This is a genomic window from Cryobacterium lyxosi, assembly GCF_004403345.1.
Taxonomy (GTDB): domain Bacteria; phylum Actinomycetota; class Actinomycetes; order Actinomycetales; family Microbacteriaceae; genus Cryobacterium; species Cryobacterium lyxosi.
In genome coordinates this window covers 199476-211160 of record NZ_SOGT01000006.1, presented here as the reverse complement: position 1 = coordinate 211160, position 11685 = coordinate 199476, and the positions used below count along the sequence as shown (strand labels likewise).

General features: G+C 64.8%; 14 protein-coding genes and 1 other RNA gene. 4 read left to right on the top strand and 11 right to left on the bottom strand.

The features are described from left to right. The first annotated feature begins 85 nt into the window (after window positions 1-85). Together E3T27_RS05895 and E3T27_RS05890 are read left to right on the top strand one after the other, a co-directional pair. The gene (locus E3T27_RS05895; RefSeq protein ID WP_134571894.1) at window positions 86-1270 is read left to right on the top strand and encodes an XdhC family protein; all 1185 of its coding nucleotides are present in this window, start codon (window positions 86-88) and stop codon (window positions 1268-1270) included. Further along, a complete protein-coding gene (locus E3T27_RS05890; RefSeq protein ID WP_134571893.1) occupies window positions 1267-1998 on the top strand; it encodes a PIG-L deacetylase family protein in 732 nt (243 codons plus the stop codon). The genes E3T27_RS05895 and E3T27_RS05890 overlap by 4 nt, the downstream gene beginning before the upstream one ends. A gap of 84 nt (window positions 1999-2082) precedes the next feature. Here E3T27_RS05890 and ssrA read toward each other — a convergent pair. From ssrA to prfB, 5 genes are all read right to left on the bottom strand, one after another. Next, window positions 2083-2458, bottom strand: a transfer-messenger RNA (tmRNA) gene (gene ssrA, locus E3T27_RS05885). Window positions 2459-2578: 120 nt separating this feature from the next. After that, on the bottom strand, window positions 2579-3055 hold the full coding sequence (gene smpB / locus E3T27_RS05880) for an SsrA-binding protein SmpB (protein WP_092108491.1): 477 nt from the start codon (window positions 3053-3055) through the stop codon (window positions 2579-2581). Window positions 3056-3157: 102 nt separating this feature from the next. Beyond that, on the bottom strand, window positions 3158-4072 hold the full coding sequence (gene ftsX, locus E3T27_RS05875; protein WP_104197603.1) for a permease-like cell division protein FtsX: 915 nt from the start codon (window positions 4070-4072) through the stop codon (window positions 3158-3160). Beyond that, the gene (gene ftsE, locus E3T27_RS05870; RefSeq protein WP_134571892.1) at window positions 4069-5193 is read right to left on the bottom strand and encodes a cell division ATP-binding protein FtsE; all 1125 of its coding nucleotides are present in this window, start codon (window positions 5191-5193) and stop codon (window positions 4069-4071) included. Before ftsE ends, ftsX begins: the two co-directional genes overlap by 4 nt. 77 nt (window positions 5194-5270) lie before the next feature. Continuing rightward, entirely contained in the window at window positions 5271-6383 is a 1113-nt protein-coding gene (prfB, locus tag E3T27_RS05865; protein WP_104197601.1) for a peptide chain release factor 2, read from the bottom strand. 40 nt (window positions 6384-6423) lie between these two features. Between prfB and E3T27_RS05860 the strand changes: the two genes are divergently transcribed. Then, complete coding sequence (locus E3T27_RS05860) at window positions 6424-7854, top strand: MFS transporter (RefSeq protein WP_134571891.1); 1431 nt, start codon at window positions 6424-6426, stop codon at window positions 7852-7854. 277 nt (window positions 7855-8131) lie between these two features. Further along, window positions 8132-8302 (top strand): nitroreductase/quinone reductase family protein, encoded by a 171-nt coding sequence (locus E3T27_RS05850; RefSeq protein ID WP_198416492.1) that lies wholly within the window; start codon window positions 8132-8134, stop codon window positions 8300-8302. A 383-nt stretch (window positions 8303-8685) separates the two neighbouring features. Here E3T27_RS05850 and E3T27_RS05845 read toward each other — a convergent pair whose 3' ends face one another. From E3T27_RS05845 to E3T27_RS16485, 6 genes are all read right to left on the bottom strand, one after another. After that, on the bottom strand, window positions 8686-9570 hold the full coding sequence (locus tag E3T27_RS05845) for an EamA family transporter (RefSeq protein WP_104197598.1): 885 nt from the start codon (window positions 9568-9570) through the stop codon (window positions 8686-8688). A gap of 84 nt (window positions 9571-9654) precedes the next feature. Continuing rightward, complete coding sequence (locus tag E3T27_RS05840; protein WP_104197597.1) at window positions 9655-9924, bottom strand: hypothetical protein; 270 nt, start codon at window positions 9922-9924, stop codon at window positions 9655-9657. A gap of 247 nt (window positions 9925-10171) precedes the next feature. After that, window positions 10172-10618: a pilus assembly protein TadG-related protein gene (locus E3T27_RS05835; protein WP_134571890.1), complete on the bottom strand. Its 447-nt coding sequence runs from the start codon at window positions 10616-10618 to the stop codon at window positions 10172-10174. After that, window positions 10615-11073: a hypothetical protein gene (locus E3T27_RS05830; protein WP_134571972.1), complete on the bottom strand. Its 459-nt coding sequence runs from the start codon at window positions 11071-11073 to the stop codon at window positions 10615-10617. Before E3T27_RS05830 ends, E3T27_RS05835 begins: the two co-directional genes overlap by 4 nt. Further along, window positions 11048-11479, bottom strand: a complete 432-nt coding sequence (locus E3T27_RS05825) for a TadE/TadG family type IV pilus assembly protein (RefSeq protein WP_166786112.1) — start codon at window positions 11477-11479, stop codon at window positions 11048-11050. Before E3T27_RS05825 ends, E3T27_RS05830 begins: the two co-directional genes overlap by 26 nt. A 9-nt stretch (window positions 11480-11488) precedes the next feature. Beyond that, window positions 11489-11665, bottom strand: a complete 177-nt coding sequence (locus E3T27_RS16485; RefSeq protein WP_166786111.1) for a hypothetical protein — start codon at window positions 11663-11665, stop codon at window positions 11489-11491. Window positions 11666-11685 lie beyond the last annotated feature (20 nt).

The following is an 11685-nucleotide window of genomic DNA, read 5'->3' as shown; positions in this document are numbered from 1 at the left end:
GCTGGCCACGGTATCGTTCATCGCATACCGAATTGGTCGGTGCGCGTGTGGCCACGAGCGCCACGCTAATAGAAGGAACACCGATATGCGCGAGGTTTTGGATACCCTCCTCACCGGCTGGCAGAGCGGTGCCACCGCTGGCCTCGCCACGGTCGTTCGAACCTTCCAGTCCGCGCCGCGCCCGCCCGGCGCCTCCATGCTGGTCAGCGCCGACGGCACCGTGGCCGGATCGGTCTCGGGCGGCTGCGTCGAGGGAGCCGTCTATGAACTGGCCACCCAGGTAGCCAAGGACGGCGTGCCGGTGCTCGTGCGCTATGGCATCAGCGACGACGACGCCTTCGCCGTGGGGCTCACGTGCGGCGGCATCCTCGACGTCTTCATCGAACCCGTCTCCCGCGCCACCTTCGCCCTGCTCGATGGCGTGCACGACGACATGGCTGCCGGGCGCCCGGTAGGCGTGGCCACCGTGATCGAGCATCCGGATGCCGGCTGGATCGGCCGACACCTCGTGGTGCGGCCGCACGGATTTGCGGGCGACCTGGGCTCTGACCGCGCCAACCACGCCGTCGGTGACGACACCCAGGGTCTGCTCGCTGCCGGTCGCAACACCACTCTCACCTACGGCCCAGACGGCGAACGGCGGGGCGAGGGCCTGCGGGTGTTCTTCGCAAGCTACGCGCCCCGGCCGCGCCTGCTGGTCTTCGGGGCGATCGACTTCGCCACCGCCCTCGCCCGGCTCGGCACTTTTCTCGGCTACCGAGTCACGGTCTGCGATGCTCGCGGCGTCTTCGCGACGGCCGCCCGGTTTCCCGGCGTCGACGAGGTCGTGGTGAGCTGGCCCGACCGCTACCTGCGCGAACAGATCGCCGGCGGATTCATCGATCCCCGCACGGTGATCTGCGTCCTGACCCACGACCCCAAATTCGACGTTCCCTTGCTCGAAGCGGCCCTGCACGGCCCACCAGTGGCCTACATCGGCGCGATGGGGTCGCGGCGTACCCACGCTGACCGCCTGGAGCGCCTGCGCGCGGTAGGGGTGACCGATGCCGAGCTGGCCCGGCTGCGCAGCCCGATCGGCCTCGACCTCGGCTCGCGCACTCCCGAAGAGACCGCGGTCTCGATCGCCGCCGAGATCATCTCGCTGCAGTGGGGCGGCAGCGGAAAGCCGCTGCATACTCTCGTCGATTCCATCCACCACGACGACCTTGTCGACCCCGACCCGCCTGCCGATCTATCGGACTCCCCCAGCCAGAAATTGATCGAGGCATGAACATTCTCCACTCCGTCACCTCAGTGCTGTTCGTGCACGCGCACCCCGACGACGAGACCATCAGCACCGGCGGCCTCATCGCTTATCTCACGAGCCGCAACATCCGAGTCAGCCTGGTCACTGCAACGCGCGGTGAGCGCGGAGAGGTCGTCACTGGACCGCTTTCCCCGCTCGCCGGAACCATAGCCCTGGCCCAGGAGCGCGAGCGCGAACTTGCGCGCGCCGCCGTCACGCTCGGCGTCGACCAGAGCTTCTGGCTCGGCGAAGCACCGGCGCGTGCGCCCGGGCTCCCCCCTCGCCGCTACCGCGACTCCGGGATGCAGTGGATTCGCCCGGGCCTGGCCGGACCGGCACCTGATTCTGAAACGGATGCCCTCGCTCGCGCCCCGCTCGCCGAGGTCACCGAGGATCTCGTCGCGGTACTGCAGCACCTGCGACCAGACCTCGTCATCAGCTACGACGCAACCGGCGGCTACGGTCATCCCGACCACGTGCGCGTCCACGACGCCACCCTCGCCGCCAGCCGCAGACTCGCGGTCCCCTACGCCGAGATTCTCGATACTCCCGCAGCGGATGCCGAATGGCTCGACCTCGACGCCTCGCGCGACACTGTCGTGGCGGCCCTGCGCTGTCATGCCAGCCAGCTCACAGTTCACGGAGACGACATCGTGCACTCCGGCGGCCAGCGCGACGCCATCCGCACCGCGATCGGCCTGCGCCTGCGCTGACAGCCGCATCCGGTTAACCACAACTGGCCGCCCAGTCGGGCGGCCAGTTGTGAGAAAAAACTCAACAACGTGTGACAGAACCGATGGTGGAGATGCGGGGAATTGAACCCCGGTCCATTGCTGTGGTCATATGCCTTCTACGGGTGTATCCAGTGAAATCGCTTTCTCGGCCCCGGAATTTGCCACTGGCATCTACTCCGACAGGCCCAGCCTTCGTTTAAGTCCCTCTACGCCCCGTGGCTCAATGTAGAAGCAAGCTCTCTAAATGGCGTCAGGATCCGGGTAGAGAGCATTCCCGGTCTGGCGGACTTCTTTAGTGCTTTCGCTTAGGCAGCGAGAGCGAAGTCAGTGCGGTTTGATTTGGCACTTATTGTTTTTGCAGAGATCGTTTACGAGATAACCCTGCATCCTCGACCCGCTTCTCACAATTGCGCAAACAATGTCGAAACCGATCATCCCCATACGCATCGCGCCCGGTGTCTTAATCAACACCGTGGCCGGCGATGGGTTCGTGTCACACGCTGTTGAATTACCAAACTGCACGCTTCGGTGCAGCCTCCCATACTACTACAGAAGCTGGCTAATCGCCGAGGTGGCGCTGCGCCGACATCGCGCGATCCGATTCGCGCTTGTCGGTGCGTTCCCGCAAGGTCTGGCGCTTGTCGTACTCTTTCTTGCCCTTGGCTACCGCGATTTCGACCTTCGCCCGACCGTCCGCAAAATAGATGCGCAGCGGAATGAGCGTGTAGCCGCCCTCTTTGGTCTTGTGGCTGATCTTCACGATCTCCTTCTTATGCAGCAGGAGTTTGCGCTTGCGACGCGGGGGGTGGTTGGTCCACGATCCACCGGAGTATTCCGGAATATGCACCGCATCAAGCCAGGCCTCGCCGCCCTCGATGAAGGCATAGCCGTCGACCAGTGTCGCCCGACCGGCGCGGAGCGACTTGACCTCGGTGCCGCTCAAGACCATCCCGGCCTCGTAGGTGTCACTGATGAGGTAGTCATGTCGGGCCTTGCGGTTGGTCGCCACGACCTTCTCTCCACGTTCCCTGGGCATGTGTTCACCTCGATTCTTTTCTTCAAGCGGATGCCGTCGGCCGTTCGGCAGACAGCCCACCAGTCTAGCGGAACCCTGCCGTGCCCGGCATCCGCTTATGGGTTAGACCTTGAGGTAGCGAGTGATGGCGAAGTTGGCCGAGAACGCGGCGAGCACCGCACCGACCACGAGCAAAATGGGCACCACAACGAGGGCATCGTCCATGCCGATCAGGGCGAATCCGGTGAGCCTCGCGCCGAGGTAGCCCTGCACGAAGAAGTACACGAGCGCAACGATCGCGCCGCCGGCCAGCAGCGAGCCGAGCAGCGCCGCGAAGACGCCTTCCAGGATGAACGGCGTCTGGATGAACCGGTTGCTCGCGCCCACCAATCGCATGATGCCCAGTTCCCGTCGCCGGGAGAACGCCGACAAACGGATGGTGGTGGCGATCAGAAGCGCCGCCGCAATCAGCATCAACCCGGCGATGCCGATGGCCGTGTAGCTCGCCACATTGAGCACGGAGAAGATCTGGTCGAGGTATTTGCGCTGGTCAGCGACATTCTCAACGCCGGCGACCCCCGACAGGCTCTCCACCAGCACCGCGGACTGGGACGGGTCTTTCAGGTTCACCCAGAACGTCTGGTTGAGCTGGTCGGCCGTGACATAGTCGGCGACCGGGTTGCCGGCGAACTGCTTCTTGAAGTTCTCGAAGGCCTGCTCGTGCGTCTCGAAGTAATAGTTGTCGATGAACGACGTCAGGGTCGGTGAGGTCAGCTGGGCTTCGACGGCGGCGATCTGCTCGGGTGACGCGTCGCCGCCGGTGCAGGTTTCGCCCGGGGAGATATCGGAGCACATGTAGATGCCGACCTGCGCCTTGTCGTACCAGAAGTTCTTCATCTGGCCGATCTGCATCTGCATGAGAATGGCCGCGCCGACGAAGGTGAGCGAGATGAAGGTCACGAGCACGACGGAGACGACCATGGACGCATTGCGCCGAAGACCATTCGCGGCCTCGGACAGCACCAGACCGAGCCTCATCGGGTCGGCCCCACGTTCTGTTCGCCCGTTTGATCGGGTTTCTCCCCCGGCGCCCGCAGCCCGAGTTTCTCGGCGAGAGTGAGTTGCTCCGGGTCATCGTTTTGGGCGGCCGGCAGCACCGGGCGTGTCATCGGCGGCACCGGTGTAGTGAGGACGCCCTCGACAGCGGGGGCATCGATAGCGGGGTCATCGACAGCAGGATCGTCGGTAGCGCGGGCGGCAACGGGAGCTGCAGCGATCGGCGCTGGCGTCGCGGCCGACGCTGCGGCAACAGCCGCCGCCGCAGCTTGGTGCAACGATACGGAGGTTTCGGGAACAGGCGCAGAAGGGTGCGTCAACGATGGTTCCGGCGCAGCGGCGGGCCGGGCGTAGGCGACGGGCACCGGCTCGCTGGCGGGGGTATCCGTTGTCGGCGCCGGCCCGATGGTGGGAATGGACGCGGTGGCGTAGCCGCCCTGGCGCTCGTCACGCACGATCTCACCGTGCACGAGCTCGATCACCCGGCGCTGCATCTGGTCGACGATGCCGGCTTCGTGGGTGGCCATGATGACGGTGGTGCCACTGGCATTGATGCTCGCGAGCAACGACATGATCTCGGCGCTCGTGGTGGGGTCGAGGTTTCCGGTGGGCTCATCGGCCAGCAGAATCTGTGGTTTGTTCACGATGGCGCGGGCAATGGCCACCCGCTGCTGCTCACCACCGGAGAGTTCGTGCGGGAGGCGCTGGGATTTTTCGGCCAGGCCGACCATCTTGAGGGTGTCCGGCACGGCTTCCTGGATGAAACCGCGGCTCTTGCCGATGACCTGCAGGCTGAAGGCGACGTTGTCGAAGACGGTCTTGTTCGGCAGCAAACGAAAGTCCTGAAAAACCACACCCATATTGCGGCGAAAGTAAGGCACCTTGCGGTTCGAGATCGACCGCAAGTCCTGGCCGAGCACGTGGATGCTGCCGCTGGTCGGCTTTTCCTCCTTGAGCACGAGCCGCAGGCAGCTCGATTTGCCCGATCCGGAGGCGCCGACCAGAAAGACGAATTCGCCTCGCAAAATCTCGACGTCGATCGAGTTCAGTGCCGGCCGAGTGGTGCCGGGGTACTTCTTGGTTATGTGATCAAAACGGATCATAGCTCTTAGAGCCTAGGCATCCGCGGGCGTTTTCCCAACAGCGACATACCCGTCGAAGCCGAAGCCTCAGCATCCGTTTAGTCTTCAGGAGCCTTCTTGCGCCAGCGGATGCCGGCCGAAATGAATCCGTCCAGGTCACCGTCGAAGACGTTGCTCGGGTTGTTCACCTCATACTCGGTGCGCAGGTCCTTGACCATTTGATAGGGCGCGAGCACGTAGCTGCGCATCTGGTCACCCCAGCTTGCCGTGATGTTGCCGGCCAGTTCTTTCTTGGTGGCCGCTTCTTTCTCGCGCTCGAGCACCAACAGTCGCGACTGCAAGACGCGCATGGCGGCCGCACGGTTCTGAATCTGGCTTTTCTCGTTCTGGCAGCTCACCACCGTGCCAGTGGGCAGGTGGGTGATGCGCACGGCGGAGTCGGTGGTGTTGACGGACTGGCCGCCGGGGCCACTGGAACGAAAGACGTCGACGCGGATGTCGCCGTCGGGCACGTCGATCGACTCGGTCTGTTCGATCAGCGGCACGACCTCGACCGCGGCGAAGGAGGTCTGGCGTTTGCCGGCCGAGTTGAACGGGCTCATGCGCACCAGGCGGTGGGTGCCGGCCTCGACGCTGAGCGTGCCAAAGGCGTAGGCGGCGTCGACCTCGAAGGTGGCACTCTTGATGCCGGCCTCTTCGGCGTAGCTGATGTCGAGCACGGTGGTGCGAAAGTCGTGCTGTTCGGCGTAGCGCAGGTACATGCGCAGCAGCATCTCGGCGAAGTCGGCGGCGTCCACTCCTCCAGCACCGGCGCGAATGGTGATGACGGCGTTACGTTCATCGAATTCGCCGTTGAGCAGGGTCTGCACCTCGAGCTCACCGAGCAGTTTCTGCAGGCTGGCGAGTTCGACGGTGGCTTCATCGGCCAGTTCCTGGTCGCCCTGGCCGTCGTTGGCCATCTCCACGAGAGTCTCGAGATCATCGAGTCGCGTCGTGATGCTCTCGATGCGCGCCAGCTGCGCCTGCCGGTGGCTGAGGTCGCTCGTCACCTTCTGCGCGTGCTCGGTGTCGTCCCATAAATCGGGCATTCCGGCCTCACCGCTGAGGTCGTCGATGTCCGCGCGCAGTCGATCAATGTCGATCACCGAACGGATGTCGCCAAACGTGGTCCGCAGCGCGGCGATTTGTACTGAGAAATCCAAGTCAATCATGTTCCGCTCAGCCTACCGGGCTGGCGTAGCATCGGTTCTGATGAGTAAAGCGCAACGGGCCCTCAACCTGCGATCCATCGCCCTGACGGCGTTCCTACCCACCCTGCTGTTCTCGGTGGGTGAGGGCGCGATCATTCCGCTCATTCCGCTGGTCGCCAGTGACCTGGGCGCCACGCTCGCCATCGCCGGGGTGATCGCCGCCATGGTCATGCTCGGCGAGCTGGTCGGCGACATTCCCAGCGGCTGGGTCGTCTCCCGCATCGGCGAGCGCAACTCGATGATCTGGGCTTCCGTCATCACGATCGGCGCGGTGATCATCTGCCTCACAGCACCCAACCCGCTCGTACTCGGCCTGGGAATCTTTTTGATCGGCATCGCGACGGCCGTGTTCGCCCTGGCCCGGCACGCTTTCATGACCAGTTATGTGCCCCTCGTCTACCGGGCCCGTGCGCTGTCGACGCTCGGCGGCGTGTTTCGGGCCGGCTGGTTCGTGGGGCCGTTCCTGTCTGCCGCGCTGATCCACCTCACCGGCAGCACCCAGGCCGCGTTCTGGGTCTTCATCGTCTGCTGCGTGCTCGCCGTCGCGATGCTGGTGATTCTGCCGGACCCCACCCGTAACCTCGACGCGTCGGAACGCGCGGTGCCGGAGCAGGCAGTTCCGGAGCGCGCTGCACCGGACCGCGCGGTGCCGGACCGCGCTGCACCAGAACCCCCTGTGCCGGAACAGGCAGTTCCGGAGCGCGCTGCATCGGAGCGCGCTGCACCGGAACAGGCTGTACCGGAAGGGCCAGCCTCGGCGACACCGGCCGACGTCACACCGCCCGGGGCCGCCGAAACGGATGCCGCAGCACTCGCCGCACGGGGCCTCTTTCAGACCATCCGAACCCACCGGGGCGTGCTCGTGCGGCTCGGCACCGGCGCCGCCCTCGTGGGCGCTATGCGCGCCAGCCGAACCGTCATGCTGCCCCTCTGGGCGGTCAGCATCGGCATCAGTGCGCCCGACACGGCGCTCATCATCGGTATCGCCGGCGGCATTGACTTCGTCTTGTTCTACGCCAGCGGCCAGATCATGGATCGCTTCGGTCGCATCTGGAGCGCGGTACCCTCGATGATAGGCCTCGGCGTCGGCCATGTCGCGCTCGCGTTCACGCACGATCTGCCGAGCAACGTCGGCTGGTTCATCGGCATCGCGCTGTTTCTCTCCCTGGCCAACGGCATCGGCAGCGGCCTGCTCATGACGCTCGGTGCTGACCTCGCGCCGCAGCGGTATCCGGCGCCGTTTCTCGGAGCCTGGCGATTCACCGCCGACTTTGGCAGCGCCGCCGCGCCACTCGCCCTGGCCGGCATCACCGCGCTCGCTTCGCTGTCGATCGCGAGCGGCATCGTCGGGGTCTTCGGTCTGTTCGGCGCCGTACTGCTCAGCCGCTACATTCCCCGCTTCGCTCCCCACCGCCCCCGCAGCCTGCTCTAGTCATCCCGGGTACGCTCCCGTCTCTCCCCTCTTCCCGTCTTTCCCGTCTTCCCCCTCTTCCCCCTCTTCCCCCTCTTCCCCCTCTTCCCCCTCTTCCCCCTCTTCCCCCTCTTCCCCCTCTTCCCCCTCTTCCCCCGCGCATAACTCCTGCAATTTCTTCGCGGCCGAAAATTTTGCCGCGAGTTTGCGGGCATCCGCTTCTGGCGGGTCTCAAATTGCAGGAGTTATGCGCCGATTCTCCTTGGAATGTCTGGGAAGCTCGGGCGTTGGCCCACGCATGCCACTCATCGGAGAATACGAGCCAAGCACCGCCCAGTGGGTGCGCGATCAGGTCGACCTGTATGAGAAGTCCGGCGGTACCGAGGGCACAACCCTGCGCGGCATGCCCGTCATCGTGCTGACCCGTGCACATCGACGGCTCAAAGCTCGATTTCGTGGACCTGAGTAACGCCACCCTGACCGACGTGCTCCTCAGTAACTGCATCATCGAGGAACTCGACCTCGGCAGCGCCACCGTGCAGCGCCACCGTGCAGCGCCACCGGGCAGCGCCACCGGGCAGCGCCACCGGGCAGCGCCACCGGGCAGCGACTCGAGCTGCAGAACTGTCGCATCGGCACCCTCGAGGTCGGTGGCGCGCAGCTCAAAGATGTCGACCTGCGCTCGAGTGATTTCTCGGCCGTGCACGGCCTTGAGGGACTGCGCGGAGCGACGATCGACGATGCTCAACTGAGCCTGCTGGCACCGCTGTTGGCCGCGTACCTCGGCCTGCGCGTCGAGTAGCGCCGTTCGATGAGTGGATGCCACGGTCTGGCCCCGCAGATTTATCAGCCCTAGGGAATGGCGGTCGCCGTCAGCTCCAGGTCGTACATTGGCCGATCGCGCTGGGTCGCAATTGCCGCGCCGGCCGCCACGCAGACGACGACGATGGCGATCTGCTGCAGCAGTGTGAAGGTCTCGCCCAGCACGAGCGCGCCAAAACCTGCAGCGATCACCGGCCCGAAGCTTGTGATGATCGCGTACAGGCGCGGGCTGATCCGCCGCAAAATGTAGGTGTCGAGCGTATACGGAAAGGCCGAGGAGACCACGCCCACGAGCAGGAGCAGTCCGACGACGCCCCAGGTGAAGGCCGACAGATCGAGGGTGAACAGTGCGATCGGTACCACGATCACCAGGCTGACCATGCTCGCAACTGAGATGCCTTCCAGTCCCGCGAATTCGGTCGCCACCCGGCGGGTGAGCAGGATGTAGAAGAACCACGAGGCCGCTGCGGTGAGCGCCAGCGCAATTCCAAGCAGGTCGAGAGTGCCATCCGACCAGGTCAGCAGGAAGACTCCCCCGGCTGCGGCCGCAGCGCACACGAAGTCCAGGATGCGCCGGCTCGTGATCAAAGCCAAGGCGAAGGGGCCCAGGAATTCAATCGTCGCTGCGATGCCGAGTCCGAGAATACTCACGGCCTGGTAGAAGGTGAGGTTCATGACGGCGAGCACGACGCCGAGGGCCAGCGCCGGCCAGATTCGGGCCCAGGTCAGGTTTTTCAACTTGGGCCGGGCGAGCGGCAGTACCACGACGACCATGACGATCTGGCGGGCCGCGACCACGATGGGCGAACCGACGACGGGAATGAGGAGTCCGGCCAGTGCTGAGCCAAAGTTGATACTGACCTCGGTGGCGAGCTGAGCTCCCGCACCGCTCAGTTTGTCCCGCCTGGTACGCACGCTGCTCCTGTCGGCGCCTTCAGGGCACCTACCGACAGTACCGCTCGCGGCATCCGCTCTGAAAATGAGGGCGCGAGCCGCCGGCTATACCTGCAACGGAATGAACTGGTATTCGCTGGTGAGGTGCTCGTGTCGGCACGACCCGCAATAAAGCACGCCGGATACGCGCATGGCGTCGACCCGCGACGCACACTGGATCACCTTGGGGCCACAGCACGGTGAAATCACCATGTAGCCCCCCGATTCGGCCGGTTCGTGACCACTGAGTCCGCGATCGTGGTGCACGCCCTCGCAGGGGAGGAGTGCATCGAAGTCGAGCTCGTCCACGACGTGTTCGTCCAGTAATGCATCCATGATTTCACAGCCGATCTCGGTGTTTCACAGCCGCCGGGTTGGGCCACGTCAACCGGCGGCGACCAACCCGGTTGAACGACGACTCAAAATCGCCGGCACTACCAACCGGGGACCGGGGCTGGCACGGTGTCGACTGCGGTACACACCCTGAAGCCCCCAACAAGATAGGAGGCTGCCACGTCGACAACGAATCTGTGCAGCGTACGCTTCTATCCTGAAATTACCAGTGCCACTTTGTGCGCCCCCGTTAATGAAACACCGCCCGGGACACCACCGTCACCATGAGTGGCACCCCGTCTGGCACCACGAGGGTCAGCACGGGTGGACGCCACCAGGAGCGCAGCGTCACCGACGCGCTCTGCCCATCAGCGGATGCCGCGCTCATCACGGTGAGCGCCTCGAATGAGTCGTGCGGAACGAGGCGCAGATACTCACCGACTGCAGCCGACACGTCGTCCGACCTCAGCTGCGGCCGCGGCCCGACCACACCCACCTGCACCGTGTCGAGGGTGAACGCCTCAGACCCGGCCAGCGCTGCACCGTCAGCGAGGCTGAGCAGCCGCTTGCGTTCGAGGTAAAGCGACGTCGCCGACAGGGCCACGAGCACGAGGCTCAGGGCCAGAAAGCCATAGAAAATAGTGAGCAACAAGGTCGAACCATCTTCGTTCGACGCGGGCGACCGGTGCCTGGTCATCCGAGGCCGCCAAATCGGGACACCATCTGCGTCGACGCCGCGGTCATCGGCACACTCGCGCTCTGGTTCAGTGCGAGCATGTCGGGCACCAACGGCAGCGCAATGCCGATTCGCACGGTGACCGTCACGAGCCCTTGGCTGGTCAAACAGCGGCTTGTTCCGCCAGCGCACTCGATCTGCACTTCGGCGTCGCCCGGGTCGAGCCCGTGATCCTCGAGCGCGAAGGCAACGGCTCGGCGGGCCCGTTCGGTCGCGGTGACCTCGTCGGGGGCCTGCACATAGACCCGGGCCGCCTGCCGGGCTGCTCCCTCGACGGCGAGCGCACCCCCCTGCAAGGCGGACAGCGCAAGCACCAGATAGACCAGGGGCACCAGCAGGATCATGCCCGCCGTGATGAATTCGAGCGAAGCCGAACCCGCCTCCGACCCCCTACCGCAACGATTCGACCGCAGCATGAGCAACCACTTCCAATCCATGCGGGACACCGAGCAGTCCCATGAGGGGCAGCGGTGCGACCACCCGAACTTCGACAGTGGGATATCCGGCACTCACTTTGTACTGCACCACGACATCGGTGGCATAGGTCGCTCCAATAGCTGTCGTGATCAGATCGCGGGTGCGTTGGGCGCCCGCAGGCAAACTGCTGTCGGCGAGCGCGGCGTAGCGGGCGCCTTCAGCCGCGGCGTCGAGCACTGTGTTGCGAATGTGCAGCGCGAGGGCCAGCTGCATGACCATGAGCGTCAGAAAGGTCAGCAATGACACCACCATGACGAATTCGGCCACGGCGGAACCCGCCTCATCTCGCAACGTGGTGCGGCGCAGCGAGGCGAGGCGTCGTATCCGCTCACCGAATTTGGGCATGTCGACCGGTCAGAAACTGCTCACGCGATCCATGGCCTGCTGGAACACACCGCTAAGGGCGGGCCCGGCCAGCCCCCAAATGATCAAAACCAGACCGGCCGTCATCAGGGTGATCAGCACCCAGCCGGGCACGTCTCCTGTTTCATCGCGGAGCAGGCTGTTGAAGCGGAGCATGATTCGGGTCATGGCATTCTCTTTTCTCATGG

What these genes read in the sequence shown, in the direction of transcription:
- E3T27_RS05895 (WP_134571894.1), top strand. Translation starts at nt 86, where the DNA reads ATGCGCGAGGTTTTGGATACCCTCCTCACCGGCTGGCAGAGCGGTGCC.
- E3T27_RS05890 (WP_134571893.1), top strand. Translation starts at nt 1,267, where the DNA reads ATGAACATTCTCCACTCCGTCACCTCAGTGCTGTTCGTGCACGCGCAC.
- smpB (WP_092108491.1), bottom strand. Translation starts at nt 3,055, where the DNA reads ATGCCCAGGGAACGTGGAGAGAAGGTCGTGGCGACCAACCGCAAGGCC.
- ftsX (WP_104197603.1), bottom strand. Translation starts at nt 4,072, where the DNA reads ATGAGGCTCGGTCTGGTGCTGTCCGAGGCCGCGAATGGTCTTCGGCGC.
- ftsE (WP_134571892.1), bottom strand. Translation starts at nt 5,193, where the DNA reads ATGATCCGTTTTGATCACATAACCAAGAAGTACCCCGGCACCACTCGG.
- prfB (WP_104197601.1), bottom strand. Translation starts at nt 6,383, where the DNA reads ATGATTGACTTGGATTTCTCAGTACAAATCGCCGCGCTGCGGACCACG.
- E3T27_RS05860 (WP_134571891.1), top strand. Translation starts at nt 6,424, where the DNA reads ATGAGTAAAGCGCAACGGGCCCTCAACCTGCGATCCATCGCCCTGACG.
- E3T27_RS05850 (WP_198416492.1), top strand. Translation starts at nt 8,132, where the DNA reads ATGCCACTCATCGGAGAATACGAGCCAAGCACCGCCCAGTGGGTGCGC.
- E3T27_RS05840 (WP_104197597.1), bottom strand. Translation starts at nt 9,924, where the DNA reads ATGGATGCATTACTGGACGAACACGTCGTGGACGAGCTCGACTTCGAT.
- E3T27_RS05835 (WP_134571890.1), bottom strand. Translation starts at nt 10,618, where the DNA reads ATGACCAGGCACCGGTCGCCCGCGTCGAACGAAGATGGTTCGACCTTG.
- E3T27_RS05830 (WP_134571972.1), bottom strand. Translation starts at nt 11,073, where the DNA reads ATGCTGCGGTCGAATCGTTGCGGTAGGGGGTCGGAGGCGGGTTCGGCT.
- E3T27_RS05825 (WP_166786112.1), bottom strand. Translation starts at nt 11,479, where the DNA reads ATGCCCAAATTCGGTGAGCGGATACGACGCCTCGCCTCGCTGCGCCGC.
- E3T27_RS16485 (WP_166786111.1), bottom strand. Translation starts at nt 11,665, where the DNA reads ATGACCCGAATCATGCTCCGCTTCAACAGCCTGCTCCGCGATGAAACA.